The sequence below is a fragment of the Wenzhouxiangella sp. 15190 genome, assembly GCF_003417465.1.
GTDB lineage: Bacteria > Pseudomonadota > Gammaproteobacteria > Xanthomonadales > Wenzhouxiangellaceae > Wenzhouxiangella.
Genome location: NZ_QVMV01000028.1, coordinates 104,064 through 129,357 on the forward strand (window position 1 = coordinate 104,064; position 25,294 = coordinate 129,357).

The following is a 25,294-nucleotide window of genomic DNA, read 5'->3' on the forward strand; positions in this document are numbered from 1 at the left end:
AGCGCCCCGTGGCTGGCTTTCCGGCGATCATAAACGTCCCCCGTGAAAGGGGCAAATGCCTGGCGTCTCCCCGCGTCCGGATGCTTGTTTCGGACGACCTCCTGTGCCAAGCTTTGCCGACACTGAAACAGAACCGTACAGGATGGAGGCCCGATGAGCGACAAGCCCTGGCTCGAACACTATCCGGAAGGGGTGCCGGCCGAGATCGACATGCAGGAATTCGATTCGGTCGTCGACGTGATCGACACCAGCTGCAACGAATTCCGGGACAAGGTCGCTTACGTTAATTTCGGTGTCGAACTCACCTTCGGACAGGTCGATCGCTACAGCGCGGCGTTCGCCGCCCGCCTGCAGGCCATGGGCCTGGAGAAGGGTGATCGTATCGCCATCATGATGCCCAACGTGCTGCAGTACCCGATTGCGGTCTTCGGAGCACTGCGCGCGGGACTGGTGGTGGTCAATACCAACCCGCTCTACACGGCGAGGGAACTCAAGCATCAGCTCAACGATTCGGGTGCCACGGCGATCGTAATCATGGACAACTTCGCCAGCGTCCTCGAGGCGGTCATCGACGATGTCCAGATCGAACATGTCATCCTCACGCGCATGGGCGACATGCTCGGCGGTCTCAAGGGCGCCCTGACGAACTTCGCCGTTCGCTACGTCAAGAAAATGGTGCCGGCCTACAGTCTCCCCAACGCACGGCCATTCAACGCGGTGCTCAGGGAAGGCGCGGATGAGCGCTTCCAGCCGGTCAAGGTCGGCCACGAAGACATCGCCTTCCTGCAGTACACCGGCGGAACCACCGGCGTGTCGAAAGGCGCGGTGCTCACGCACGGCAACATGGTGGCCAACATGCAGCAGGCCTCGGCCTGGCTGGGTGGTCGGCTCACTATCGGCGAGGAAACCATCGTCACCGCCCTGCCCCTCTATCATATCTTCGCGCTGACGGCGAACTGCCTGGTCTTCATCAAGCTCGGCGGCCGCAACCTGCTGATCACGAACCCGCGGGATATGGCCGGATTCGTCAAGGAACTGGGCAAGGTGAAATTCACCGCCATCACCGGGGTGAACACCCTGTTCAATGGCCTGCTCAACACGCCCGGCTTCGAGGATCTGGACTTCTCCAGCCTGCGCATGACGCTCGGTGGCGGCATGGCCGTACAGCGGGCGGTCGCAGAGCGCTGGCAGAAGGTCACCGGGGTCACGCTCGTCGAGGCCTACGGACTGACGGAAACCTCGCCGGCGGCCTGCATCAATCCAATGGATCTCGAGGAGTACAACGGCGCCATCGGGCTGCCCATATCGTCAACCGAGTGTCGGGTGATCGATGCCGACGGCAATCCCCTGCCACAGGGCGAGACCGGAGAGTTGTGCGTGCGGGGTCCGCAGGTCATGAAGGGCTACTGGAACCGCCCGGAGGAGACCGCCAAGGTGCTCGGCGACGACGGCTGGCTGCGCACCGGCGACATGGCCAAGATGGACGAAAACGGCTATTTCTATATCGTCGACCGCAAGAAGGACATGGTGCTCGTCTCGGGCTTCAACGTCTATCCCAACGAGGTCGAGGACATCATCGCCGGCCATCCGAAGGTGCTCGAAGTCGGCGTCATCGGTGCACCGGACGAGAAATCCGGCGAAGTCGTCAAGGCCGTCGTGGTGCGCAAGGACGATTCGCTGACCGTCAAGGAACTGCGCGAATACTGTCGCAAGGAATTGACCGGCTACAAGGTTCCCAAGTACGTCGAGTTCGTCGACGAACTACCCAAGACCAACGTCGGCAAGATCCTGCGGCGCGAACTACGCGATCTCTACGGCGAGGCCCGCAGTTCCGAAGACTGAACCAACGACAAGCGCGCCGCTATTCGAGCAGGTCGGATTCATCCGGCCGCTCCGACAGTCCCGACACGCCGACACCGATCAGGCGCACGGCAAACTGCCTGCGCCAGCCGGCCCAGCTTTCCAGCAACTCGCGTGCGCCCGACAGGATTCGCTCGGCGCTGCGCGTATGCCCGCCCATGGACTGGCTGCGCGTGATGGTGGAGAAACCGCTCGATCGCAGCTTGATCGTGACCGTGCGCGCGTAGAGTCCACGATCGGCCAGACGCCGGGCCACCTTGTCGGCCTGGTCGGCCATGACGCTCGCCAGGCCTTCGATATCGTGCCGATCTTCCCGGAAAGTGGTTTCCTGGCTGATCGAACGGCGCACGCGTTGGGAGCTGACTTCCCGCTCGTCGATGCCGGTTGCACGCTCGATCAGCTCCACCGCATGGTCACCGAACAGTCGGGAAAGCACATCCAGGCTCGTTCGCCGCAGCTGGCCGACGGTGAACACACCGATATCGTGCAGCTGCGCGGCGGTTCTCGGACCAATGCCCCATAGGCGACGGATCGGCAACGGATCGAGAAAGCGCTGCACCTGGTCGGGCGGGATATGGACCAGGCCGTCGGGCTTGTCGTAGTCGGAAGCAATCTTGGCCAGCAACTTGTTGTGCGCCATGCCGACCGAGGCAGTCAGACCCGTCTGCTCGGCGATGCGTCGCTTGAGCCGGCTGCCGATTTCGGGCAGCGGCTCGCCGTGGACATTCACTCGTTCACTGACGTCGATAAAGGCTTCATCGAGACTGAGGCCTTCGATTCGCTCGCTGAAGGCTCCGAGCAGATCGAACACTTCGCGGGAAACTTCGCGGTAACGCTCGAAACGCGCCGAAACGAAGACGCCCGAGGGGCACAAGCGCCGGGCTCTCGCTCCGGGCATGGCCGAACGCACGCCGTATTGCCGGGCCTCGTAGCTGGCGGCCGCGACAACACCTCGGCTGCTCCCCCCGCCGACCATGACCGGACGACCACGCAATTCCGGATGATCGCGCTGTTCAACACTGGCATAGAAGGCATCCATGTCGACATGGATGATGGAGCGGTTAGTCAATTCTCAATGACCGAATCTTCAATGGCCGAAACGAATCGCGGCACTTCAAATGCCAAAAAATGCCAAAGTTGCGTTCTGATCATTGGGTCATTGACTCATTGGTCCTTGTTTGTAAATTGATGTATTGAACCAATTGAAAATTAAATCGTTCGGGTCGGCTTGTCGCTGTCGAGCATGCCCGCCAGCAGCGACACGATGGTGCTCTGCGCCTGCTGACCCTCGGTGCTGTCGGAAAACTGCACACCCACGCCGCTGTTGGCCGTCTGTCGTCCGCCGGAAGGCGTCAGCCAGGCCACCTTGCCGGGAATTGCGATGCGTTCTTCACCCATCAAGCCGAGCAGGATCAATACCTCGTCACCGAGCTGGAACTGCTTGCGCGTGGGCACGAACAGGCCGCCGTTGATGAGAAACGGCATGTAGGCGCCGTAGAGCTCCTGCTTGTTTTCGATGTTGTATGAAAGAATGCCTTTCTGGGCCATGAAATCACTTCCGCGCCGGTTGAGCCGCTTCCCATTCTAGCAGCCAACGACCCAGAAGCAGGTCCTGGCGGACCACGCCTCTTTCCGCTTCCCGATGACCGTCCAGGGCCATCTGCCAGAGTCGGGCCAGTTCACGGCGATCGATTCGCTCGGGCAGGTGTCTGTCGGGCGGCTGCCAGCCACCGGCTCCGCTGGCGCGCGCCATGATGACCGCCAGCCATCGCGCAATCCAGGTCCAGCTCGCCGCAGGATCGACCTGCCAGCGTTCCAGCACCTCGGCATGGGGACGCCCCTCGAGGAGGTCGTCGAGCAGCGACAGGCCCGTTTCCAGCCCGCCTGACTCGAGCATTTCAAGCGCCGCCAGCGGCGCCCCGCCCCCGAGTTCGAGTACGGCTTCCCGGTCCGCCTCGCTCGCTTCCGGAAACGATTCGGCCAGCCAGGGCTCGGCCACCTCGCGCGCGGGGGCCCTCAGCGCCAACTGCTGGCAGCGTGAACGGATCGTGGCCGACAACCGTGCCGGTTGCTCACTGAGCAGGATCAACCAGGCGCCCGACGGCGGTTCCTCCAGCGTCTTGAGGAGGGCGTTGGCGGCATTACGGTTCATGGCGTCGGCCTGCGGCATCAACCCGACCCGGTTTCCGCCCAGGGAAGCGGTCAACTGCAGGCGTTCGATCAGGTCGCGGACCTGGTCGACGCCAATGCCTTGCTTGTCTTCGGGAATCTCGACCTTGAACCAGTCGGGATGCGTGCCGCCTTCGAACAGACGGCAGCTCTGGCAGCTACCGCAAGCGCCGGACTCGCCCGGCCGGGTACACAGCAGCAGCTGCGCCAGCCAGTCTCCGAGGACGCGCTTGCCGATACCGCGCGGACCATGGATCAGGGGCGCGTGTCCCAGGCGTCCGCTTTCGACCCGCTCCCACAGCGCACGACAGGTTGTCTCCAGCCAGGGCAACATCAGTTCACTCTCTCTTTCAGGGCTTCCTCGATGGCCGCAGTGACGTCATCGAGCGAACGGGTGGCATCGATGACGACGAACCTGTCCGGCTCCAGCCCCGCCTGGGCGAGATAGGCCTGGCGCACCCGCTCGAGAAATTCAGGACGGCTCTGCTCCATGCGATCGGGCCCGCCGTCGCGACCGCGAATGCGTTCCATACCCACGGCCACCGGCACATCCAGCAAAAGCGTCAAGTCGGGCCGCAGATCCGGATGAACCAGGTCGGCCAGGGTTTCGACCGCATCCGAACCCAGCTGCCGACCGGCGCCCTGATACGCTCGACTGGCATCGGTGAATCGATCGCAGACGACATCCCTGCCCTGCTTCAGCGCGGGCCGAATGACGCCGGCGAGATTCTCCTGACGGGCGGCGAACATCAAAAGCAACTCGGTCATGGGTGTCAGCGGCCCGCTTTCCGGGTCGAGCAACAGCCCTCGAATGCGCTCGGCGGCGTCCGTGCCGCCGGGCTCGCGCGTGATGATGACCTCGCGGCCGCGTGCGGCCAGCCAGGAACGGACGGTCTGCATGGCCGTCGACTTCCCGGCCCCCTCACCGCCCTCGAGTGTGATGAAGCGGCCACGACGCATCATCGCCCCCGGATATAGCGGTCGACGGCGGCATTGTGCTCCGCCAGGGTGTTGGAGAAATGGTGGCTACCGTCTCCGCGGGCGACGAAATACAGGGCCGTACCCTCGGCCGGTCGGGCGGCCGCTTCCAGCGAGGCGCGTCCGGGTAGCGCGATCGGCGTGGGCGGCAGGCCGTGCCGGGTATAGGTATTCCATGGATGGTCGGTGGTCAGGTGGACCCGGCGCAGTCGACCCGCGAAATCCTCGCCCAGCCCGTAGACGACGGTGGGATCGGTCTGCAACCGCATGCCTTTCCGGAGTCGTCGCACGAAAACCCCGGCGATACGCGAACGCTCGTCGGGCCGGCCGGTTTCGCGCTCGATCAGCGAGGCGAGAACGAGTAGTTCATAAGGATCATCCAGGGGCAGGTCATCGTCCCGCTTGCTCCAGGCCGCCTCCAGCGCACGCGACATGTCGGCGTACGCCCGTTCGAGCAGTTGCAGGTCGCTCGATCCCCGGACGAAGAAATACGTCTCCGGAAGAAATCGTCCTTCGGCCTCGCAACCACCGCAGTCAAGATGCTGCATGAGCTCCGCCTCCGTGAGATCGGCCGCAACCTTGCGCAATCTGGAGTCGGCGGTCAGTTCGGAGCGCAATTCGCTGACCGTCCAACCCTCGACGATGGTGAACCGGTGCTTGCGCACTTGACCCGTGACGATCCTTTCGAGCAATTGCGAAACGCTCATTCCCGGATCGATGCGGTATTCACCGGCCTTGAGCACGGGCGATTCCACGCGTCCCAGCAGGCGCCAACGCCAGTCGAAGCGGCTCACCCCCAGCAGCTCCAGCTGTCGCACCATGCCCCGGAAGCTGGTGCCGCTGTCGAGCCACAGGTTGACCGGACCGTCTTGGGTCAGCGGGCGCTGGCGAAACTGCTGCCAGTCCTGCAGCAGCCAGGCCGCCACGCCGGCGACGAGCACGGCGATCAGCAGGATCCCGATGATCAGTCTTCGCATTCGAACAGTTCGTCCCAGAGTCGCTGCCAGCGGCGGCACGTTTCGCTGATCGCCAGGCTACGATCATCGAGTGTCCGCACGGGCCGGATACCGGCGACCGAGTTTATCACCATGACACTCCCTGACCGTTGCAGGCTCTCGGCATTCAGTTCGCGGATGGCCAGATCACGGCCGACACGCCCCTGCAACCACTCGAGACCGACGCCCGCCACGCCCGCACCCGCAAGCCGGGGCGTGACCGCCTCGCCATCGATGAAGAGTATCAGGTTGCCGGCAATCGCCTCGACCAGGCGGCCGTCGACATCGAACAGTACCGCCTCGTCCACGCCCGCCCGGCGGGCGTGTTCGGCGGCCAGAACCTGCTCCAGGCGGTTGCCGTGCTTGATGCCGCCCAGCTCCCGCCCTGCCGAAAGACTGACGGGGCTGGTGTGCACGGCGATGCCCCGGGCCCGATCCTGAGCGATAGTCGTTGGCCATGATCGGCGCACCAGGATACGGCGCGGCGAGGGTTGCGCCAGCGGTTCATAAGCGCGGCCGCCGCTGCCACGCGTGAGGGTGATGCGAACGACCGCACGGCGTTGACCTTCAACCAGCCGGGCGCACTCGGAGGCAAGCAACTCGGGATCGGGTTCCGGTATCAACAAGCGCCGGGCATCGCGCACCAGGCGCGCCATGTGCAGGTGCCAGAGCGGTGCCCGGCCGGACACGAAGCCAACCGTCTCGAAGAGGTGGTCGCCATAGAGCAGCCCGCGGTCGTCCAGCGGCACGACATCGCAGGGTTCACCGTTGACCAGCGCCTCAGTCATGACCGATGGCGGCCAGCAGCCCGCGGGCCTTGTCCTCGGTTTCGGCCAGTTCGGCCGCCGGATCGGAATCGGCCACGATACCCGCGCCGGTGCGGAAGGTAATACGTTTGCCGCCGACCACCATGGAACGGATCAGGATATTGAGGTCCATGCGACCATCCCGCCCGAGGTAGCCCAACGCGCCCGTATAACAGCCGCGCCCGTGGCGTTCGAGTTCGGCGATGATCTCCATGCAGCGCACCTTGGGGCAGCCGGTAATGGTGCCGCCCGGGAAGACCGCCCGGATGACGTCCGCGGCCGTGGCCCCCTCGTGCAACAGCCCGCGCACGTTGGAGACGATATGGTGTACGTGGGCGTAGGACTCGATCACCATCAGCTCGTCGACCTCGACGCTGCCCACGCGACACACGCGGCCGAGGTCGTTGCGCTCCAGGTCGATCAGCATGATGTGTTCGGCACGCTCCTTGGGATGGGACACCAATTCGCTGGTCAGCCTGGTATCAGCTTCGTCGGAATTTCCGCGTGGTCGCGTTCCCGCGATGGGGCGGGTCTGGACGCGTTCGCCATCGATGCTGACCAGGCGCTCGGGCGAGGAAGAAACCACGGTGCCGCCGGGCAGCCGGGCCAACGCGGCGAAAGGCGCCGGATTGGATCCCGCAAGGGCCCGGTAGAGCGAAGCCGGATCGATCGTATCCTCGCCCGTTGCTTCCCATCCACGCGAGAGATTCACCTGGAAGACATCACCGGCGCGGATGTACTCGCGAATGCGCTCGACCCCGGACTTGAAACGCTCGCCCGGGTCGGCACTCAAGGCCAATTCAGGCGGCGTGGCAAGCTGCAGATCGTCGCCGTCTCGTAACTGCCCGACTTCGTCCCCCGCCCGTTCCAGTTCCACCCGATCCTCGGCCACCAGCCAGTAGCGCTCTTCCATGTGGTCGTACAACAGGGCCGAGCGACAGCGCCGGGCCAGGGCCACAGGCAAACCGTCACGGGAGGGCGGAAGACGGAGTCCGGGTTCGATTTCCGCGGCCAGCTCATACCCCAGGTAGACGAACCAGCCACCGCAAAACGGAAACCGGGGATCGATCGAATCCGTTGCGGCCCGGGACTGGCGGTTGGCCAGCTCAGCCAGAAATCCGGGGCCGGCGCCAACGTCGGCCTGCTCGAGCACCAGGGGCGCTTCGTCGGCAGCGCGCAACAACATAGACCAGCGTCCGAGCTTGCCGGCCGAAGCCGAACTGGCAAGCAGGAAAGGCCACCGATCGGGAAACTGTCGGTGAAGGGCGAGCAACGACGCGGGCGCCGTCAGCTCACGCGCCGCACAGGTCATTCAAATCGTTTCAGCAGCAGCGTGCCGTTGGTGCCGCCGAAACCGAAGGAATTGCTCATGGCAATGCGGATCGACTTTTCACGCGCCTCGTGGGGCACGAGATCCATATCGCGGCAATGCGGATCGACCTCGTCGAGATTGATGGTCGGCGGGATCACACCGTCGCGCAATGCCAGCGTGGTGAAAATAGCTTCCACGCCGCCGGCCGCACCCAGCAGGTGGCCGGTCATCGACTTGGTCGAACTCATCATCACGCTGCCGGCATCGTCACCCAGGCAGGTCCGCACGGCTGCGCACTCGGCCCGGTCACCAAGCTGGGTGGAAGTGCCGTGGGCGTTGATGTAATCCACCTCCGAGGGATCGACCCCCGCGTCGCGCATGGCGTGGCTCATGCAGCGGGCCGCGCCCTCGCCACCTTCCGCTGGTGAAGTGATGTGATAAGCGTCGCCGCTCATACCGTAGCCGGCCACTTCGGCATAGATGGTCGCACCGCGCTTCTTCGCGTGCTCGAGTTCTTCCAGCACGACGATGCCCGCCCCGTTGCTGAGTACGAACCCGTCACGATCGACATCCCAGGGCCGACTGGCCTTCTCCGGTTCGTCGTTGCGCGTCGACAGCGCCTTGGCCGAGGTGAAGCCGCCATAGGCCGTCGGTGTCGTTCCGAACTCGCCGCCGCCGGCGACCATCACGTCGGCATCGCCGTAGGCAATGATGCGCGCGGCGTCGCCGATGTTGTGGGTGGCGGTGGTACAGGCGGTCACGATGGAAATATTCGGACCCTGGTAACCGTACTTGATCGACAGGTTGCCGGCGATCATGTTGATGATCACGCCCGGAATGAAAAACGGCGAAATGCGGCGGGGTCCGCTGTCGAGGTAGGTGTTGTAGGTCTGCTCGATGGTCGAGATGCCTCCGATCCCCGAGCCGATGGCCAGCCCGATTCGTTCGGCATCATCCTCGCTGTCACTCAGTCCGGCATCGGCAATGGCCTGTATCGCTGCGGCCATGCCGTAGTGGATGAAGGTATCGCACTTGCGTGCTTCCTTCGGCGACAGGTAATCCCCGACATCGAAATCGCGAACTTCACCGGCAATCTTGGCCGAGAAGCGCTCCGGATCGAAGGCCTCCAGCAGCCCGATACCACTGCGTCCGTTGCAGATGGCATCCCAGGCACTGACCACGTCGTTACCCACGGGCGAAACACAGCCCATGCCCGTAATCACGATGCGGCGGTCACCTTTCATGTGCGGCTCCGTTGTTCAATGACGAGTGATTGTCCGAGCAGACCCACGTTCGACAATCACTTGTCGACGTTGGCCTTGATGTAGTCGATCGCCTGCTGAACGCTGGTGATCTTCTCGGCCTCTTCATCGGGGATTTCGCACTCGAATTCTTCTTCCAGAGCCATGACCAGTTCCACCGTATCCAGTGAGTCGGCACCCAGGTCATCGACAAAAGAGGCGCTGGGAGTGACTTCTTCTTCCTTGACGCCGAGCTGTTCGATCACGATTTTCTTGACGCGTTCTTCAATGCTGCTCATTGGTGATTTCCTCGTTGATAAGGGTTGCCCAAAGCGGGCACATTGTAGTGAACAAATTCGCTCACTGCCAGTTTTCAGGTGCCGGAACGACACCCAGTGTGCTCCGGCCCTGACGAAGGTTTAAAACAAATAAATCAATAAATTGAAAAATTAAGTTAAAGCTTTATGTCATATACATGCCGCCGTTGACATGCAGGGTCTGGCCCGTCAGGTAGCCGCCGGCGTCGCTGGCGAGGAAGCCGACGGCCGCCGCAACGTCCTCAACCGCGCCCAGGCGATTGAGCGGAATCGAGTCGGTCAGACGCTCACGCTGCTTCTCGTCGAGTTCGGCCGTCATGTCGGTTTCGATAAAGCCGGGTGCGACGACGTTGGCCGTGATGCCGCGGCTCCCCAGTTCATGGGCAACCGAGCGCGAGAATCCGGCCAGGCCCGCCTTGGCGGCCGCATAATTGCTCTGACCCGGGTTGCCGCTGTAGCCGACCACCGACGAGATACCAATGATGCGGCCGGACTTTTCCTTGAGCATGCCCCTCAGACAGGCGCGCGTCATGCGCATCGCGCCCCTGAGGTTGGTATCGAGCACCGCATCCCAATCGTCGTCCTTGAGTCGCATCAGCAGTTGATCGCGCGTGATGGCCGCATTATTGACCAGCACCGTCACGGCGCCCGCGCGTTCCTTGATGGTCGCGACCGTCTCGTTGATGGCATCGGAATCGGTGACGTCGAGCACCAGGCCGCGCCCCTCGCCCAGCCGCTCGGAAATTCGCTCGGCCCCGTTCGGCGAGGTGGCGGTACCGAACACGTCACCGCCCATGTTCTTGAGCCAGTCGGCCGTCGCCTGACCAATGCCGCGACTGGCGCCGGTAACCAGGACCACGCGGCCGTCGATACGATTTGCCGTCTCGGGCGTCATCACTGCGACTCCTTGTAATTACTGATCGTTTCCTCGAGGGTATCGGGGTTCTCCAGCGAAACCCAGCGAGCCTGACGCTCGATGCGACGCCCCAGACCGCAGAGCACTTTTCCCGGCCCGCATTCGGCCAGGTCCATGATACCTGCGTCACGGATCGCCCGCACCGATTCGGTCCAGCGTACGGGACTGGTCAGCTGCTGTACGAGCGCGTTTCGTATGCCCTCGGCATCTCCATGCACGGCGACATCGCAATTGTGAATGACCGGGATGGCCGGCGCGCCAATTTCCGTGTCGGCCAGAATCCTGCGCATGGCCTCGGCCGCCGGCTGCATCAACGGGCTGTGCGAAGGCACACTGACCGGCAGTTTGACGGCCCGCCGCGCGCCCGCCTCGCTGCATTTGTGAAGCGCGCGCTCCACGGCGGCGGCATGTCCCGCAATCACGATCTGGCCGGGCGAATTGTGATTCGCCGGCACCACCACCTGGTCTTCGGCCACTTCACGGCATATGGCGGTAACGACTTCGTCTTCGAGCCCGAGAATGGCGGCCATTGCGCCCACCCCTTCGGGCACGGCGGCCTGCATCTGTCGACCGCGCTCGGCGACCAGGGCGACGGCAGTGGAAAAATCCAGCGCTCCGGCCACAACCAGTGCCGAATATTCACCCAGGCTGTGTCCGGCCAGGCGCGCGGGAACCGGTCCGCCCAGGTCCTGCCAGATCCGCCACACCGCGGTGGCGCCGGTGAGCACGGCCGGCTGGGTGATCTCGGTGCGATTGAGCACTTCGTCCGGCCCCTCGCTGACCACCTTCCACAAGTCGGTGTCCAGAACTTCGCCGGCCTCTTCGAACGTCTCCCGAACCCGATCGTATCGGTCGGCCAGTGTTTGCAGCATGCCCACCGACTGCGAACCCTGCCCCGGAAACAGCAATGCAAAATCCGTCATGCGTCCTCCCCTGGCAATGAAATGCTATGGAATGAGTGCGGCTAGTGGAAAGGCGATCAGTAGGCGACCAGCGCCGCGCCCCAGGTGAAGCCACCGCCGAAAGCCTCCAGCAGCAGCTTGTCACCGCGCTGGATGCGCCCGCTGCGAAGTGCTTCGTCCAGAGCCATCGGCACGGAAGCCGCCGAGGTATTGCCGTGGCGATCGACGGTGACCACGACCTGGTCCATCGACATCTTCAGCTTCTTGGCCGTCGCCTTGATGATGCGCAGATTGGCCTGGTGCGGAATCAGCCAGTCAAGGTCTTCCTTGTCGAGATCGTTGGCCGCAAGCGTTTCGTCGACAATGCGGCCGAGGGTGTTGACTGCCACCTTGAACACCTCGTTGCCCTTCATCGACACCGAAACGCCACCGCGCTCCTCGGCCTTGAACCCGCGCGAGACGCCGACATCGACCTTGAGCAAGTCGCTGTAGCCGCCGTTGGCGTGAATATGCGTCGACAGGATGCCCGGGTTCTCGTCGGCGGTCAGCACCGCCGCGCCCGCCCCGTCGCCGAACAGGACGCAGGTCGAGCGATCGTTCCAGTCGAGCATGCGCGTGAGCGTTTCGGCACCGACAACGAGCACATTTCGGGCGTTCCCGTTGCGGATGTACTGGTCGGCCACCGACAGTGCATAGATGAAGCCGGAACAGGCTGCATTGATATCGAAGGCGCCGCACTCGGCCATGCCCATTCGGTGCTGGAGCAGGCAGGCCGTCGACGGAAAGATGACATCCGGCGTCGTCGTACCAACCAGGAGCAGATCGATATCGCCGGGCTTAAGACCGGCATCCGCCATCGCCTGGCGGGCCGCCATTTCGGCCAGATCACAGGTCGTCTGGTCCTCGGCGGCGACATGCCGCTCTCGGATACCGGTTCGATCCTGGATCCACTGATCGCTGGTGTCGACCATCTGTTCGAGATCCTTGTTCGTCAGGATCTTCTCGGGCAGATAGCGTCCGGTTCCAATGATGCGAGCGTACATTGTCGTTATTGTCCCTGCATATCGATCAGTAGCCGGCCCAAAACGCTTGTTCGAGCTCCGGAATGAGGTTGCGGCGGGCTTCCAGCGAGGCCAGGCTGATGGCCGATGCGAAGCCGCGTTCGCAGGCACCGCCATGACTCTTGATCACGACACCGCGCACACCCAGAAGCGGGGCCCCATTATGCCGGGAAGGGTCGAGCTTGTCATACAGGCGTCTGAGCGGTTGCCGGGTCAGCGGCGTACGCCAACCGCCCATTTCCTCGCGCAGACGCCCGAAAAGCAGGCGCACCATGCCTTCGGCGCTCTTGAGCAACACGTTGCCGGCAAAGCCGTCACAGACAACCAGATCGACCGCTCCGGTGAACACCTGGTCGGCCTCCACGAAGCCCTCGAACACCAGGTCGGTCTCCGCGTCGATCAACCTGGCGGCCTCGCGAACCACGTCGGGTCCCTTGTTCGCCTCGTGACCGATGTTAAGCAGTCCGATGCGCGGCGAACGGCCACGCAGAACGCGCACCGCTGTATGGCCCAGCTGGGCGAACTCGCACAGGCGATGCGCATTGACACCGACGTTTGCGCCCAGATCGAGCACCCACACGGGACTGGCCGCTGTCGGCAGCGCCGCCATCAGTACCGGCCGCTCGATGCCTGGCAGCATGCCCAACACCTGTCGCGACAGGGCCATCAGGGCGCCGGTGTTGCCGGCGCTGACGACCGCTGAGCTCAGGCCGTCGACGACTCGCTCGAGCGCGACCTGCATGCTGCTCCCACCACCGCGGCGAAGCGCCGTGGCCGCGCCCGCGTCCATCGGCAGCACATGATCGGCGGCCACCAGTTTGATGCGATCGCCCTCGGTCAGCCCGGCCGACTTCAGCGCCTCACGCAGCTGGCGAGGATCGCCGACCAGATCGACACGCAGCGCGGCATCGTCCTTCAGGGCGTGAGCCACTGCGGCCAGTGCGGTGTCGAGCCCGCCGTCGCCGCTCATCACGTCGACGGCGACACTGGCAGATTCCTGCGCAGCCACGATTCAGGTCGGGTCGATCAGCCCTGGGATTCTTCGAGTTCTTCTTCGTCGATTTCGGGGGCCACTTCCACGACCTGCCGACCACGGTAGAAGCCTTCGGCGGAGACGTGGTGGCGACGATGGATTTCGCCGGTGGTGGATTCTTCCGACAGCGCCGGACCGCTCAGGCGGTCATGCGAGCGGCGCATGCCCCGCTTCGACGGGGTCTTTCGATTCTTCTGAACAGCCATTGTTCACTACTCCTTGGGGTCACTTGTCCTTGTCGCGGTTCTTGCGCATTTCGTCGGCCAGTTCGGCAAAGGGCCGGTAGGTATCCGACGTCGGCGCCTCTTCCCCCACTCGGGAGGACGCCGGGTCGATCGGCACCAGCGGCAACCCCAGCAGAACCTCCTCGCCGATGAGGCGAACCAGCTCAACCTTGTTGTCCGGGCACAGCAGCGGCTCGTAGTCCTCGGGCAGCGAATCGGCCGTTCGGTCGTCGGGCACGATGCCCACCGTCGAACGGCTCTCGATCGGATACTCGAAAACCTTCAGGGTCCGCTGACAGCGAAGCGACACTCGCCCGCTGACAGCAACCTCTGCCCGAACCTGGCGTTGTTCGTCGTACCCGAATACAATCCGGAACCCGATTTCCGCATCGCCGGGATCGGCTATCATGCCTTCCAGGCGAGACAAACGCGCCAACGGGACCGTACCGCTGAATTCCCGCCCGGCGGCTGCCGCCTTGTGCGGGTCGATCCAGTCTGGAAAGTCTCGCGACATAAGCCGCTCATTGTACCACTCAAACAGCTTTCACAACACTTTGCGCGATGCCTGAATCTCACTCCCCGCACCCGATCGTGCTCGCCTCCGGCTCCCCCTATCGTGCCGAACTGCTCGCCCGGCTCGGACGGGACTTCGAGCAGCTCTCGCCGGATATCGACGAATCTCCCACCGAGGGGGAATGCGGAGAGGCCCTGGCGGGGCGTCTCGCCGGGTCCAAGGCCGCCACCGTCGCCGGCTACCGCCCCGGAGCAATCGTGATCGGATCCGACCAGGTGGCCGAGTGCCGCGGTCGCCTTCTGGGCAAGCCCGGCAACCGCGATCGCGCCATCGAGCAGCTGTCGTTTTGCAGCGGTTCGGAAATCATCTTCCACACCGCTGTCGCCGTCCGCCGTGACCATGAGGCATTCACTGACTCGGTGCCCACCCGTGTCGCAATGCGCTCCCTGCAACGGGACCAGATCGAACGTTACGTCGACGCCGACCGGCCCTTTGACTGCGCCGGCGCCATGAAGAGCGAGGCATTGGGAATCAGCCTGGTCGAGTCCATCAACAGCGATGACCCGACCGCACTGGTCGGTTTGCCGCTGACGAGGGTCGTCACGCTGCTGGCCCGATTGGGTATCGACCTGCCGTGAACCACCGGTAACGCACAAACCCGGGAGCAAGGTGATAAGCTAACCATACGCACCAGAATGGAGTAGTTTCGGATGGCATCAACTGCCTCGCAAACCGGCGCCGGCAGGCACTGGCGGCTGGAATCCGATCTCGAAGGCATCGCCTGGCTCTACCTCGACCGCGAAGACGAAAAAACCAACAGCCTCAGTTCGCAGGTGCTCGAGGAACTCGACACGATCATCGGCCGGCTCGAAGCCGACCACCCCACGGGCCTGGTGATGATGTCGGGCAAGCCCGGGAATTTCATTGTCGGCGCGGACGTACGCGAATTCGACGCCACCGACGATGTCGATGAGCTGCGCAGCAACGTCCGGAACGTCCACGCATTATTCCAGCGCATCGACAATCTGCCCTTCCCCACCGTGGTCGCCTTCGAGGGCTACTGCCTGGGCGGCGGTCTGGAACTGGCGCTGTGCTTCGACTACCGCATCGCACTCGACGCCGATCACACCCGCATCGGCTTTCCGGAAGTCAACCTCGGCATCTATCCCGGTTTCGGCGGATCGGGGCGCAGCATTCGCGCCATCGGCGGCCTGCAGGCGATGCAGATCATGCTCACCGGCAAGATGCTTCGGGCCCGGGCCGCAAAAGGCCTCGGCCTGATCGACCAGACCGTCGACATTCACGGTTCCCTGCGCTGGTCGGCGCGCAACGCGGTCCTCAAGAAGCGCAAGTCGCGCAAGCCGGGCCTGACCGCACGCGCCACCACCTGGGGCCCGGTGCGCAAGATTCTCGCCGGGCAAATGCGCAAGCAGACCGCCGGCAAGGCTCGCAAGGAACACTATCCCGCTCCCTACGCGCTGATCGACGCCTTCGAGGCCGAAGGCGACTCCTGCTCCGGCATGATCCGCATCGAGGCCGAAGAGGTTCCCAAGCTGCTGGCCGGTGAAACCTCGCGCAACCTGCGGCGCGTCTTCCGCCTGATGGAGATGCTCAAGGGTCAGGGCAAGCGCAGCGATTTCAGCGCGCGACGCGTGCACGTCATCGGCGCCGGTGTCATGGGCGGCGACATTGCCGCCTGGTGCGCTTCGCGCGGACTGGAGGTCACTCTCGAGGACCGCGAGATGAAGTACATCGAGCCGGCGCTCAAGCGCGCCGGCAAGTTGTTCAAGCGCAAGCTCAAGACGCCGACGGCCGTTGCCGCCGCCAAGTCCCGGCTCATCGCCGACGTCGAGGGCAAGGGCGTGTCCCAGGCCGACGTGATCATCGAGGCCATCTTCGAAGACCGCGACGCCAAGCGCGAACTGTTCACCAAGGTCGACAAGAAAGCCTCGCGCGGGGCGCTGATCGCCACGAACACCTCGGCCATTCCCTTGTCCGAACTGGCCGACGCGCTGAACGATCCATCCCGCCTGATCGGCCTGCATTTCTTCAACCCGGTGGCCAAGATGCCGCTGGTCGAAGTCGTCTACGACGCCAAGCTGTCCGACGGCGACCGGGTCAACGACGGCTCGAGCTTCGCCACCCAGATCGGCAAGTACGCCCTGCCCGTCACCTCCACCCCCGGCTTCCTGGTCAACCGCGTACTCGGCCCCTACATGCGCAATGCCATGAAGATGCACCGCGAAGGGGTACCCAAGGAAGCGCTCGACAAGGCGGCCGAGCAGTTCGGCATGCCGATGGGGCCGGTGGAACTGGCCGATACCGTCGGCCTGGATGTCGGGCTGGGCGTCATCAAGACCCTGATGGGCGACGACGCCGGCGAAGACCGCAAGGTTCTCGAGGAAATGGTGGAAGCCGGCAAGCTGGGCAAGAAGTCGGGCGAGGGTTTCTACCGTTGGAAGGACGGCAAGCCCCAGCGCGAAGACGACGCCCACAAGGGCCACGACCTCAAGAAGCTGGCCGAACAGCTCATGCAGCCCTATTTCGACGAGTGCCGATCCTGTCTGGCCGACAAGGTCGTCGAGGATGCAGACCTGCTCGACGCCGGCATGATTTTCGGTACCGGGTTCGCGCCCTTCCGCGGCGGCCCGATGCATTATCTCGAAACCCGTGAAGCCGACAAGGAGGCGTCCTGATGCCCGACAAGAACCTGCGCCGAATCGCCATTGTCGGCGGCAGCCGCATCCCGTTCTGCCGATCCGGCACTCTGTACGCCGACCAGACCAACATGGACATGCTCACCGCCGCTTTCCAGGGCGTGGTGGATCGCTACAACTTGTCCGGCAAGAAACTCGACCAGGTCATCGCGGGCGCCGTGACCACCCACTCCAAGGACTGGAACCTGGCCCGCGAGGCCGTGCTCTCGACGGACCTTTCGCCGCTGACGCCGGCGGTTACCATGCAGCAGGCCTGCGGCACCAGTCTGCAGGCAGCCATCCTGGCCGGCAGCCAGATCGCCTCGGGTGAAATCGAATGCGCCCTTGTCGGCGGTACGGACACGACCTCGGACGTACCAATCGTATTCAAGCGCCGCTTCGCCCAGCGACTGATGCAGCTCAACAAGGCGAAAACCTTCGGTCAGCGACTGAAAGCATTCAAGGGGTTCAGCTTTTCCGAACTGGCGCCGCAGCCGCCGCGCAATTCCGAGCCGCGGACCGGCCTGTCGATGGGCCAGCACTGCGAACGCATGGCGCGCGAGTGGAACATCACCCGCAAGGAACAGGATGACCTGGCGCTGGAGTCCCACCATAAGGCCGCCGAGGCCTGGGACTCGGGCTTCTTCGATGACCTGGTCAAGCCGCACAACGGCGTCCTGCGCGACAACATCGTGCGCCCGGACACGACGATGGAGAAACTCTCCAGTCTCAAGCCGGCCTTCGATCGCTCGAAACACGGCACCCTGACCGCCGGCAACTCGACCACGCTCAGCGACGGCGCAGCCGCGGTTCTGCTGGCTTCCGAGGACTGGGTTCGCAAACACGACCTGCCGGTTCTGGCCTGGCTGACGCATTCACGCACGGCAGCGGTCGATTTCGTCGACGGCGACGAGGGCCTGCTGATGGCACCCACCGTGGCCGTTGCCGAAATGCTGCAACAAGCCGGCCTCAAGCTGCAGGACTTCGACTTCTACGAAATCCATGAAGCCTTCGCCGCCCAGGTGCTGTGCACGCTCAAGGCCTGGGAGAGCGAAATCTACTGCACCGAACGCCTGGGCCTGGATGGCCCGCTGGGCAGCATCGATCGCAGCCGCATGAACGTCCACGGCGGCTCGGTCGCCATGGGTCATCCCTTCGCCGCCACCGGGGCGCGAATCGTCGCCACCCTGGCCCACATTCTCGAGAAAGCCGGTTCCGGCCGGGGCCTGATCTCGATCTGCACGGCCGGCGGCATGGGCGTGTCAGCGATCCTCGAGCGCGACAACAACGGTTCGGGCGGCGGCACGTCGAAGAAGACGACCCGAAAGAAGAGCCCGAAAAAGAAGGGCGCGAAAAAATCCGGCAAGAAAAAAACCGCCACGAAAACGAGCCCGTCAGCGGCCCCGGGCGATGAATCGACCGGGGCCCGGGAAGACTGAACGCACGTTCGCACCCACTGACTACCGCCCTGCTCTTCCAGGGCGGCCTGGTCGTCCTGGCTGTGGGCCTGGGATGGTTGTCCGGCTTGTCTCCCTGGCGGGACATCGAATTGACCTGGCCGGCGCTGGCGATCGGCCTGGCGGCCACGCTACCGCTCGCTGCAAGCCTGGTCGCCTTGCCTGCAGCCCGCTGGCAGTGGGCCGAACAACTCACCAGCCTGGTTCGCCGCTTCCTGCGAATCCTTTTTCACAATGCCTGGCCGGGCGCGGTTCTCATCGTTTCAATCCTTGCGGGTATCGGCGAGGAACTGCTTTTCCGCGGCGTCCTTCAATACGGTCTGACGGAGAACTGGAATCCGCTCGTCGGTATATTACTCGCCTCGCTCCTGTTCGGTGCCGCCCACGCCGTATCGTCGAGCTACTTCGTTCTGGCAACACTGATGGGGCTGTATCTCGGCCTGCTGTATCACTGGTCCGGGAACCTGCTGGTGCCCATCGTCGTCCACGCGCTCTACGACTGGGTTGCGATCCACTTCTACCTGCGCCGCTAGGGCCTCCCTGAGTCATTCTTAATGAACTTGAGCGGCGATGGGTTACCATGTCGTCGCAAGGGTCAGGAAAGGGAACGCATTGGAACGCATCGGTCGCTACAAAATCGAGCGCGAACTCGGTCGGGGTTCGATGTCGATCGTCTATGAAGCGTTCGATCCTCATATCAACCGTCATCTCGCGGTCAAGGTGTTGCGCGAGCAATATGCGCGCGATCTCAAGAGCCGCCAGCGTTTCCTGCGAGAAGCCCGTTCGGCCGGCAGCCTCAGCCATGCCAATATCGTTACCGTCTTCGATGTCGGTCAGTACGAGGGCCTGCCGTTTTTGGTCATGGAACGCCTCAGGGGCCAGAGCCTGGAGGAGTATCTGAACGACGGCGGCCATCTGGATACCCGCGAAATCCTGGAGATTGGCATCCAGCTGGCCGGCGCCCTCGACTATGCCCATGGCTGCGGCGTGATTCACCGCGACGTCAAGCCGTCCAACATCTATTTCGATCCGGAATCCGGCCTGGTCAAGCTGGTGGACTTCGGCATCGCCGCCATCGGCGACGCCAAGCAAGTCGGCGGCGGGGAACCCGAAACGATCGTCGGCACCCCCAAGTACATGGCGCCGGAGCAAATCCAGGGCGGCGAATTCGACGGCCGAGCAGACCTGTACGCACTCGGTGTCGTACTCTACGGCCTGCTCACCGGAGCCGTCCCCTTCAAGGCCGAATCGATCGGCGCCCTGATTCATCAGATCGTTCATCGCCCGCCGCCCCGCCTGCAGCCGAAAGACGACCGCACACCGGTCGACCTGATCGAACTGGTCCATCGCCTGCTGGCCAAGGACCCCGAGGCACGACCGGCCAGCGGCTCGCTGGTCCTCGAAGAACTGCAGGAGATTCGCGCCGACCTCGACCGTGGCCTGCTCAATACCGTGCGCAGTCAGCCGGGCACCTGGCGCTGGCTGGCGGCGCTCTGGCTTGCCCTGGCCGTCGTGCTCGGCGGCGGTCTGGTATGGGTCTATCACAGCCAGACCCGTGCCATGACGGAATCCACCTACGGCTACGCCGACGCTCTGGTAAGCGTCGTCGCACGGGAGACCGCCGAAGCGATGATGCTCGACGACACGACGGCACTGTCCAACCTGGTCTCCGATTTTTCCGTCAACCCCCGCATCACCTACCTGCATATCAGCGATCGTAACGGACAAGTCCTGGCTTCGACCGATCCGTTCCTGCAGGGCGAGCCCCGCCCAAAGCCGGGTCGAGCCACGATCGAACGTGAACAGGGCGGCGTACGGCTACTGGCGAGAGAGGACGGCAATCTGGAATTCCAGACACCGATCCGCTTTCAGGCCCAGCGCATGGGCGAGGTCCAGCTGGGTATCGACGGCGATCAGCTCGAATCCGCCGCACAGACGACGCTCACGATGCTTGCGCTCATCTTTGCCATCACGCTGGTGGTGGTCGGAATCGGGTTCAGTCTGCTGGTCCGGCGCCAGCAGCGCTCCATTCAGCGGGTCAGTCGCGGCCTGCAGCGCATCGCCCGCGGCCAGTACGACGCCCGGCTGGAGAGCAACCGACAGGACGTCTTCGCGCCGCTCTTCCGGGTGTTCAACGACATGGCCAATCGGCTCGAAGAACGCCACGGTTACCTGCAGCACAAGCCGGCGCGTCGCCCGTTACCCCATCCCGGTGATCGCACCGACATCGATGGCGACGACACGATGGAGATGGATTGGTCGATCGACGAGACCGACAATGTCCTGCCGCTTTCGGAGCGGAAAAAATCGGGCGGGGACTAGATTCAGCCGCTTTGCAAGGATTCCAGTTTCTGTTGGGCCCGATGAGCCCGCTCGAGATACCGAATCGCCGGCTCGAAATCCGGATTGATCCGGACGACACGGTTCCACAATTTCACCGAGAGTTCGACCTGCTGATCGCGCCAGGCCGTAAGCGCCAGATCATGATAGTGCTCGACCAGCAAACGCTCGAGCCGTGACAGTCTTGCCCCGTGCGCCCGGGACAGATCGACCGACTGTTCCCGCGCCGCGATCAGCGTCTCGAATGCTGCCCGCTCATCACCGCGAGCCAGTAATTGCTCGGCCTCCCCGAGCTTCAGGCGTGCGTCGACGTGGCTGCGCTGCCGGGCGAATTCACCCTCATTGGCCAATCCCCCCAGCCAGGGCGACGCCTGCCTGAGATACTGATCGGCACTGTCCGGGTCGTCCTCCCGGCATGCATCCTGCGCCAAATGCACTGCGGCGCGGGCCAGAGTAGCTCTCCCGGGGTCATTGAGCTCGTCGGCCCGGGCCGCGCTGAGCAGCATTGAATATGCCTGGCCATGCGCTTCTCGCTCGACGAGCCTTCGTGCGCTCTGGTTCGGGTCGGCGCTGCCATCGGACTCGGCCGGAGCATCCGCCTCCGGGGGCGCCTCGGTGCTTGCCGCGCGGTCACTGGCGGATGTATTCGGAACCTTGAGCCGCTGACCCGGCTGCAGCAATCGGGGGATTTCGATGTCATTGAGCTTCGCCAGCGAGTAAAAAAGCAGGCCATTTCCGATACTACGCTCGGCGATGACCGACAGACTTTCGCCGGCCCTGACTTCGATCTGCTCGAATTCCGTACCCAGCAACTCCTCCGGGGGCTGCCGGATCTGGGCAAGTAAGAGCTGGGCCGTCACATCGCCCGGACGCTCATCGGCAATCTGCTCGAGCAGGTCCTCGGCCTGTGCCTCTTCGCCTTCCTGCAACAGGCCGATGGCGGCGCCGACCGTGACGGAAGGCGCTTCCTGCTGGCCATCAGGAACCTGATCCACGGAGGGCTCCGAAGTGGTTTCATCCGAGGGGCGGCTCTGCCACGACTGGCAGCCCGCCAGCGTGAGGCAGACCGCGGCCAGCACGAAGTATCGGAGTTGGACGCGTCGCTCGGACAACATTCAGGACCTCATTGCTTTCAAGTTTTCAGTGTAGCGCAACCGCGGCGTGTCGCCTCATGCGTCGAACAGGGACGGCAAGGCCAGGCTCAGTGCCGGCCAGGCGGTGATGATCAACAGCGCCACGAACAGGATGGCCAGAAACGGCAGCACGGCACGGTGGAGCGTGGGAATATCACGTTCGAAACGAGGGCCGGCCAGCAGAGGATCGTTCGCCAGCGGCGGTGTGCAGTAACCGATCTGGAGGCTGACCACCGACACGATTCCGAGATGAACCGGGTCGACGCCCAGGGCCGTGGCCACCGGGATGATCAGCGGAGCCAGAATAACCACCGCAGCGCCAATATCAATCATCATCCCGGCGGCGAGCAGCAGCGCGATCACGGCCAGCAGAAAGATCAGGCGGCTGGCGACAAGCGGTTCGAGCCACTCGTACAAGCGTTGAACCACGCCCGCGTCGATCATGACGTTGGCCGAGGCCATCGACATGCCCAGCACCAGGACGATGGCGGCCACCGGCATCATCGCCGCGGTAACGATCTCCGGCAACTTCGACGGACGGATGTCACGACGGACCAAAACCAGGGTGATCAGAACCCAGGCTGCCGCGATCACCGCGGCATCGACCACGCGCAGGTAGCCCGAGTAGATGCCGCCGAGGATCACGAAAGGCAGCGGCAGTTCCAGGGCGTTGTCGCGCAATGCCCGCCCGATCGGCTTGCGGGACCCCTTGCCGCGAGGCAATCCCTGGTGATCCCACGCGGCATAGCCGCCCATCAACGCCAGTATCAGGAGCCCCGGCAACAGTCCCGCCAGGAACAACGCTTCGATGCTCAACGCCGCGCGCGGCGCGACCTGCTGGGCGACAACCGCGTAGAGAATCAACGGCAACGAAGGCGCGAACAGGACGCCCGGGCTGGAACCGGCCGTGACGACACCGAGGGCGAAATGCCGCGAATGACCGTTCTGGATCAGGACGGGCAGCAACAGGCTGCCGAGGACGATGACGGCAACGCTGGCGGTCGCCATGAATGCCGTGAGCAACGAACAAGGGATAAGCACGAAAAACACCGCGCCACCGGAGAGCCGGCCCGGCATCGCTTGCATCAGGCCCAGCAAACGCCCCGGCGCACGGCTTCGTGCCAGCAACATCCCGGCAAAGGAGAAAAGCGGGAGCGCCACGAGCAACGGCAGCTCACCGATGCGCACGAACGTCATGCTGGCCAGCAGCGGATCCAGTCCCGCCTGCCAGTAGCCACCCAGTGCGGCCAGGGCAACCACGGCGAACAATGGCATGCCCAGGAGCGCCAGGACGATCAGCACGAAGACCATCATTCCGGTTCACCCTGATCGGGGACCGGCGACAGGGCCGCCGAAGGGGGAGACACCGCCCAGGCCAGAAAGCGGGCAGCCATCATGGCGAAGCCGATCGGAATGATTACCCGCACCACCCACATGGGCACATTCAGAAACGCCACGGCCTGGAACTCGTACTCGAGCGCAACGATGTCGAGACTGGTCCAGGTCAGCGCCAGGCAGATCAGGGCCGTGGCTGCGAACAACACGCGCCGCAGCCAGACCACGGCTACCGCCGGCAGCCGGCACTCCAGAACACCGATGCGGATATGACGCAATCGTCCCGTGGCGACCACGGCGCCGGTCATGACCAGCCACAAAACCACGGCACGCATCGCAGCGTCGATCCACGGCAGTGTCATGCCCGCCAACGCCCGAAATCCAATATCGGCCAGCCCGAGAAGCAGCAGGATCAGAAACAGGACGGTGAGCGTGCCGGATTCGATCCATCGAATCGATCGCGTCGCCGGATCCTGGTCGCGATCAGGCCCGGACACGCATTCGCTCCGGTTCGGCGTCCCTCAATCCCCGGCACTTGATCGCCTTGCGGGCGCCCTCCCAGCCCGCGCAAGCGTCGCACCCCGTGCGGGAGATCACGGCGCGCGAACGACCAGCCCGGCCGCTTCGGCCGTATTCTGCATCAGGGTTGCGACCGTCATCGGTCCCACGCCCCCCGGAACCGGTGTGATCCAGCCGGCGCGCCTTGCCGTGGTTTCGTAGTCGAGATCGCCGTGCAGCTTTCCGTTTTCACCACGGTTGATACCGATGTCCACGACGATGGCGCCCTCGGCAATCCAGTCCGGATCGACAATGCCGGGCTTGCCGACGGCAACGCAGAGCACTTCCGCCCGTTCGACGTGGGCGCGCAGGTCCCGGGTGAACCGGTGGGCGATGGAAACCGTGGCACCGGCCAGGAGCAATTCCAGCGCCAGCGGCCGGCCGACGATGTTGGACGCACCCACCACCAGCGTGTTCATGCCCTTGGTATCGATATCGTGTGCGGCAAGCAGTGTCATCACCCCGCGTGGTGTGCACGGCCGCAGGCCGGGGTCCCGCAGGGCAAGCCGACCCATGTTGGCCGGATGAAAACCGTCGACATCCTTGTCCGGTGCAATACGCCGGGTCACGGCGTGTTCATCGAGATGGGCCGGCAACGGAAGCTGCACCAGAATGCCATCGACCGCCTCGTCGCGATTGAGGGCGTCGATCAGCGCCAGCAATTCGCTGCGACCCACGCCGTGTGCCAGACGATGGGTGGTCGAGACCATGCCGGCACGCTCACAGGCACGAATCTTGTTTTTGACATAGATTTCGGAGGCCGGGTCGTCACCGATCAGGACCACGGCAAGCCCGGGCGGCCTGCCGCCAGCGTCCACGTGATAAGACACGGCATCGGCGACGTTGCAGATCAGTCGGTCGGCAACCGCTCGACCATCCAGAATACGGGCGGGAGATTTCGTCATGACCGATATTGTAAGGTAGGATTTGGTGGGAAACCGACTCGGAGTCAGACCGGACGTGAACCTGTTCAATCATCACTTCAAGGATCTCTCGGGCGCAAACATCTACCTCGAGCGCTATCGTCACCAACCGTTGTTCATCGTCAACATCGCGACTGAGAGTCGCTTCCTTCCCCAAATCAAGCGAATGCAACAACTGCACACGCAGTTCAATCGCCATGGCCTGGTGGTGATCGCCATTCCCTCCAACGACTTCGATGAAGAACCGCGCGACGAGGCGGAAATCGAGGCGTTCCTGCGCGAAAACTATCCGTTCAGCTTCATCATCACGCAACGCTACTCGGTCACTGGCCCGGAGGCTCATTCACTCTTTCGCGAGATGCTGCAGGAAAAAGGCGCCTCCATCCTGCCCCGCGGCAGCTTCAACAAGTACCTGTTCGATCGTCATGGCGAGCTGGCCGAGCATTTCCCGCCCGAAACCCTGCCCGACGACCCGATGCTGATTCGCTGCGTCAATCAGCAGTTGGGGAGCCTCTAGGCAAACA

At 63.8% G+C, this 25,294-nt stretch carries 26 protein-coding genes; 7 read left to right on the forward strand and 19 right to left on the reverse strand.

The annotated features are described in order from the left end of the window. Positions 1–153: 153 nt before the first annotated feature. Entirely contained in the window at positions 154–1,842 is a 1,689-nt protein-coding gene (locus DZK26_RS07525) for an AMP-binding protein (RefSeq protein WP_116897567.1), read from the forward strand. 19 nt (positions 1,843–1,861) lie between these two features. Here DZK26_RS07525 and DZK26_RS07530 read toward each other — a convergent pair whose 3' ends face one another. The 15 genes from DZK26_RS07530 to DZK26_RS07600 form a co-directional block, all read right to left on the reverse strand. Then, positions 1,862–2,929: a DNA polymerase IV gene (locus DZK26_RS07530; protein WP_116897568.1), complete on the reverse strand. Its 1,068-nt coding sequence runs from the start codon at positions 2,927–2,929 to the stop codon at positions 1,862–1,864. A gap of 140 nt (positions 2,930–3,069) precedes the next feature. Then, entirely contained in the window at positions 3,070–3,408 is a 339-nt protein-coding gene (locus tag DZK26_RS07535; RefSeq protein ID WP_116897569.1) for a PilZ domain-containing protein, read from the reverse strand. Positions 3,409–3,412: 4 nt separating this feature from the next. After that, the gene (gene holB / locus DZK26_RS07540) at positions 3,413–4,363 is read right to left on the reverse strand and encodes a DNA polymerase III subunit delta' (protein WP_116897570.1); all 951 of its coding nucleotides are present in this window, start codon (positions 4,361–4,363) and stop codon (positions 3,413–3,415) included. Further along, entirely contained in the window at positions 4,363–4,992 is a 630-nt protein-coding gene (tmk, locus tag DZK26_RS07545) for a dTMP kinase (protein ID WP_309545069.1), read from the reverse strand. Before tmk ends, holB begins: the two co-directional genes overlap by 1 nt. After that, a complete protein-coding gene (gene mltG / locus DZK26_RS07550; protein ID WP_116897571.1) occupies positions 4,989–5,984 on the reverse strand; it encodes an endolytic transglycosylase MltG in 996 nt (331 codons plus the stop codon). Before mltG ends, tmk begins: the two co-directional genes overlap by 4 nt. After that, positions 5,972–6,790 (reverse strand): aminodeoxychorismate lyase, encoded by an 819-nt coding sequence (pabC, locus tag DZK26_RS07555; protein ID WP_116897572.1) that lies wholly within the window; start codon positions 6,788–6,790, stop codon positions 5,972–5,974. The genes mltG and pabC overlap by 13 nt, the downstream gene beginning before the upstream one ends. Continuing rightward, positions 6,783–8,120: an aminodeoxychorismate synthase component I gene (locus DZK26_RS07560; protein WP_116897573.1), complete on the reverse strand. Its 1,338-nt coding sequence runs from the start codon at positions 8,118–8,120 to the stop codon at positions 6,783–6,785. Before DZK26_RS07560 ends, pabC begins: the two co-directional genes overlap by 8 nt. Next, positions 8,117–9,364: a beta-ketoacyl-ACP synthase II gene (fabF, locus tag DZK26_RS07565; protein WP_116897574.1), complete on the reverse strand. Its 1,248-nt coding sequence runs from the start codon at positions 9,362–9,364 to the stop codon at positions 8,117–8,119. The genes DZK26_RS07560 and fabF overlap by 4 nt, the downstream gene beginning before the upstream one ends. Positions 9,365–9,420: 56 nt before the next feature. Further along, entirely contained in the window at positions 9,421–9,660 is a 240-nt protein-coding gene (acpP, locus tag DZK26_RS07570; RefSeq protein WP_116649382.1) for an acyl carrier protein, read from the reverse strand. A 163-nt stretch (positions 9,661–9,823) separates the two neighbouring features. Next, positions 9,824–10,573 (reverse strand): 3-oxoacyl-ACP reductase FabG, encoded by a 750-nt coding sequence (gene fabG, locus DZK26_RS07575; RefSeq protein WP_116897575.1) that lies wholly within the window; start codon positions 10,571–10,573, stop codon positions 9,824–9,826. Next, complete coding sequence (gene fabD / locus DZK26_RS07580) at positions 10,573–11,517, reverse strand: ACP S-malonyltransferase (RefSeq protein ID WP_116897576.1); 945 nt, start codon at positions 11,515–11,517, stop codon at positions 10,573–10,575. Before fabD ends, fabG begins: the two co-directional genes overlap by 1 nt. Before the next feature lie 56 nt (positions 11,518–11,573). After that, positions 11,574–12,539, reverse strand: coding sequence for a beta-ketoacyl-ACP synthase III (locus DZK26_RS07585; protein ID WP_116897577.1), 966 nt, complete (start codon positions 12,537–12,539; stop codon positions 11,574–11,576). Between the two features lie 25 nt (positions 12,540–12,564). Further along, a complete protein-coding gene (gene plsX / locus DZK26_RS07590; protein WP_116897578.1) occupies positions 12,565–13,566 on the reverse strand; it encodes a phosphate acyltransferase PlsX in 1,002 nt (333 codons plus the stop codon). A 17-nt stretch (positions 13,567–13,583) separates the two neighbouring features. Then, on the reverse strand, positions 13,584–13,796 hold the full coding sequence (gene rpmF / locus DZK26_RS07595) for a 50S ribosomal protein L32 (protein ID WP_116897579.1): 213 nt from the start codon (positions 13,794–13,796) through the stop codon (positions 13,584–13,586). Positions 13,797–13,815: 19 nt separating this feature from the next. Continuing rightward, entirely contained in the window at positions 13,816–14,328 is a 513-nt protein-coding gene (locus DZK26_RS07600) for a DUF177 domain-containing protein (protein ID WP_116897580.1), read from the reverse strand. 47 nt (positions 14,329–14,375) lie between these two features. Here DZK26_RS07600 and DZK26_RS07605 point away from each other — a divergent pair, with 47 nt between their 5' ends. From DZK26_RS07605 to DZK26_RS07625, 5 genes are all read left to right on the forward strand, one after another. Next, complete coding sequence (locus DZK26_RS07605) at positions 14,376–14,966, forward strand: nucleoside triphosphate pyrophosphatase (RefSeq protein WP_116897581.1); 591 nt, start codon at positions 14,376–14,378, stop codon at positions 14,964–14,966. Between the two features lie 72 nt (positions 14,967–15,038). After that, positions 15,039–17,024: a 3-hydroxyacyl-CoA dehydrogenase NAD-binding domain-containing protein gene (locus DZK26_RS07610; protein WP_116897582.1), complete on the forward strand. Its 1,986-nt coding sequence runs from the start codon at positions 15,039–15,041 to the stop codon at positions 17,022–17,024. Then, positions 17,024–18,463: an acetyl-CoA C-acetyltransferase gene (locus DZK26_RS07615; protein ID WP_116897583.1), complete on the forward strand. Its 1,440-nt coding sequence runs from the start codon at positions 17,024–17,026 to the stop codon at positions 18,461–18,463. Before DZK26_RS07610 ends, DZK26_RS07615 begins: the two co-directional genes overlap by 1 nt. Beyond that, the gene (locus tag DZK26_RS07620; protein ID WP_116897584.1) at positions 18,460–19,014 is read left to right on the forward strand and encodes a CPBP family intramembrane glutamic endopeptidase; all 555 of its coding nucleotides are present in this window, start codon (positions 18,460–18,462) and stop codon (positions 19,012–19,014) included. Before DZK26_RS07615 ends, DZK26_RS07620 begins: the two co-directional genes overlap by 4 nt. 79 nt (positions 19,015–19,093) lie before the next feature. Next, a complete protein-coding gene (locus DZK26_RS07625; protein WP_181918307.1) occupies positions 19,094–20,803 on the forward strand; it encodes a serine/threonine-protein kinase in 1,710 nt (569 codons plus the stop codon). 2 nt (positions 20,804–20,805) lie between these two features. Here the strand turns inward: DZK26_RS07625 and DZK26_RS07630 are convergent, their stop codons facing one another. From DZK26_RS07630 to folD, 4 genes are all read right to left on the reverse strand, one after another. Continuing rightward, positions 20,806–21,936, reverse strand: a complete 1,131-nt coding sequence (locus DZK26_RS07630) for a LysM domain-containing protein (protein ID WP_116897586.1) — start codon at positions 21,934–21,936, stop codon at positions 20,806–20,808. 54 nt (positions 21,937–21,990) lie between these two features. Beyond that, the gene (locus DZK26_RS07635) at positions 21,991–23,268 is read right to left on the reverse strand and encodes a TRAP transporter large permease subunit (protein WP_116897587.1); all 1,278 of its coding nucleotides are present in this window, start codon (positions 23,266–23,268) and stop codon (positions 21,991–21,993) included. Further along, positions 23,265–23,786 carry a TRAP transporter small permease gene (locus tag DZK26_RS07640; protein WP_116897588.1) on the reverse strand — a complete coding sequence of 174 codons (522 nt, stop codon included), beginning with the start codon at positions 23,784–23,786 and terminating at the stop codon, positions 23,265–23,267. The genes DZK26_RS07635 and DZK26_RS07640 overlap by 4 nt, the downstream gene beginning before the upstream one ends. Positions 23,787–23,882: 96 nt before the next feature. After that, on the reverse strand, positions 23,883–24,752 hold the full coding sequence (folD, locus tag DZK26_RS07645) for a bifunctional methylenetetrahydrofolate dehydrogenase/methenyltetrahydrofolate cyclohydrolase FolD (RefSeq protein ID WP_116897589.1): 870 nt from the start codon (positions 24,750–24,752) through the stop codon (positions 23,883–23,885). Positions 24,753–24,807: 55 nt separating this feature from the next. On the opposite strand from folD, the gene DZK26_RS07650 reads away from it, so the two are divergent. Further along, on the forward strand, positions 24,808–25,287 hold the full coding sequence (locus DZK26_RS07650; RefSeq protein ID WP_181918308.1) for a hypothetical protein: 480 nt from the start codon (positions 24,808–24,810) through the stop codon (positions 25,285–25,287). Positions 25,288–25,294 lie beyond the last annotated feature (7 nt).

Bases quoted from the DNA above. Each gene is read 5' to 3' on its own strand.
- DZK26_RS07525 (WP_116897567.1), top strand. From the start codon at position 154: ATGAGCGACAAGCCCTGGCTCGAACACTATCCGGAAGGGGTGCCGGCC.
- DZK26_RS07535 (WP_116897569.1), bottom strand. From the start codon at position 3,408: ATGGCCCAGAAAGGCATTCTTTCATACAACATCGAAAACAAGCAGGAG.
- holB (WP_116897570.1), bottom strand. From the start codon at position 4,363: ATGTTGCCCTGGCTGGAGACAACCTGTCGTGCGCTGTGGGAGCGGGTC.
- tmk (WP_309545069.1), bottom strand. From the start codon at position 4,992: ATGATGCGTCGTGGCCGCTTCATCACACTCGAGGGCGGTGAGGGGGCC.
- mltG (WP_116897571.1), bottom strand. From the start codon at position 5,984: ATGCGAAGACTGATCATCGGGATCCTGCTGATCGCCGTGCTCGTCGCC.
- pabC (WP_116897572.1), bottom strand. From the start codon at position 6,790: ATGACTGAGGCGCTGGTCAACGGTGAACCCTGCGATGTCGTGCCGCTG.
- DZK26_RS07560 (WP_116897573.1), bottom strand. From the start codon at position 8,120: ATGACCTGTGCGGCGCGTGAGCTGACGGCGCCCGCGTCGTTGCTCGCC.
- fabF (WP_116897574.1), bottom strand. From the start codon at position 9,364: ATGAAAGGTGACCGCCGCATCGTGATTACGGGCATGGGCTGTGTTTCG.
- acpP (WP_116649382.1), bottom strand. From the start codon at position 9,660: ATGAGCAGCATTGAAGAACGCGTCAAGAAAATCGTGATCGAACAGCTC.
- fabG (WP_116897575.1), bottom strand. From the start codon at position 10,573: ATGACGCCCGAGACGGCAAATCGTATCGACGGCCGCGTGGTCCTGGTT.
- fabD (WP_116897576.1), bottom strand. From the start codon at position 11,517: ATGACGGATTTTGCATTGCTGTTTCCGGGGCAGGGTTCGCAGTCGGTG.
- DZK26_RS07585 (WP_116897577.1), bottom strand. From the start codon at position 12,539: ATGTACGCTCGCATCATTGGAACCGGACGCTATCTGCCCGAGAAGATC.
- rpmF (WP_116897579.1), bottom strand. From the start codon at position 13,796: ATGGCTGTTCAGAAGAATCGAAAGACCCCGTCGAAGCGGGGCATGCGC.
- DZK26_RS07600 (WP_116897580.1), bottom strand. From the start codon at position 14,328: ATGTCGCGAGACTTTCCAGACTGGATCGACCCGCACAAGGCGGCAGCC.
- DZK26_RS07605 (WP_116897581.1), top strand. From the start codon at position 14,376: ATGCCTGAATCTCACTCCCCGCACCCGATCGTGCTCGCCTCCGGCTCC.
- DZK26_RS07610 (WP_116897582.1), top strand. From the start codon at position 15,039: ATGGCATCAACTGCCTCGCAAACCGGCGCCGGCAGGCACTGGCGGCTG.
- DZK26_RS07615 (WP_116897583.1), top strand. From the start codon at position 17,024: ATGCCCGACAAGAACCTGCGCCGAATCGCCATTGTCGGCGGCAGCCGC.
- DZK26_RS07630 (WP_116897586.1), bottom strand. From the start codon at position 21,936: ATGTTGTCCGAGCGACGCGTCCAACTCCGATACTTCGTGCTGGCCGCG.
- DZK26_RS07635 (WP_116897587.1), bottom strand. From the start codon at position 23,268: ATGATGGTCTTCGTGCTGATCGTCCTGGCGCTCCTGGGCATGCCATTG.
- folD (WP_116897589.1), bottom strand. From the start codon at position 24,752: ATGACGAAATCTCCCGCCCGTATTCTGGATGGTCGAGCGGTTGCCGAC.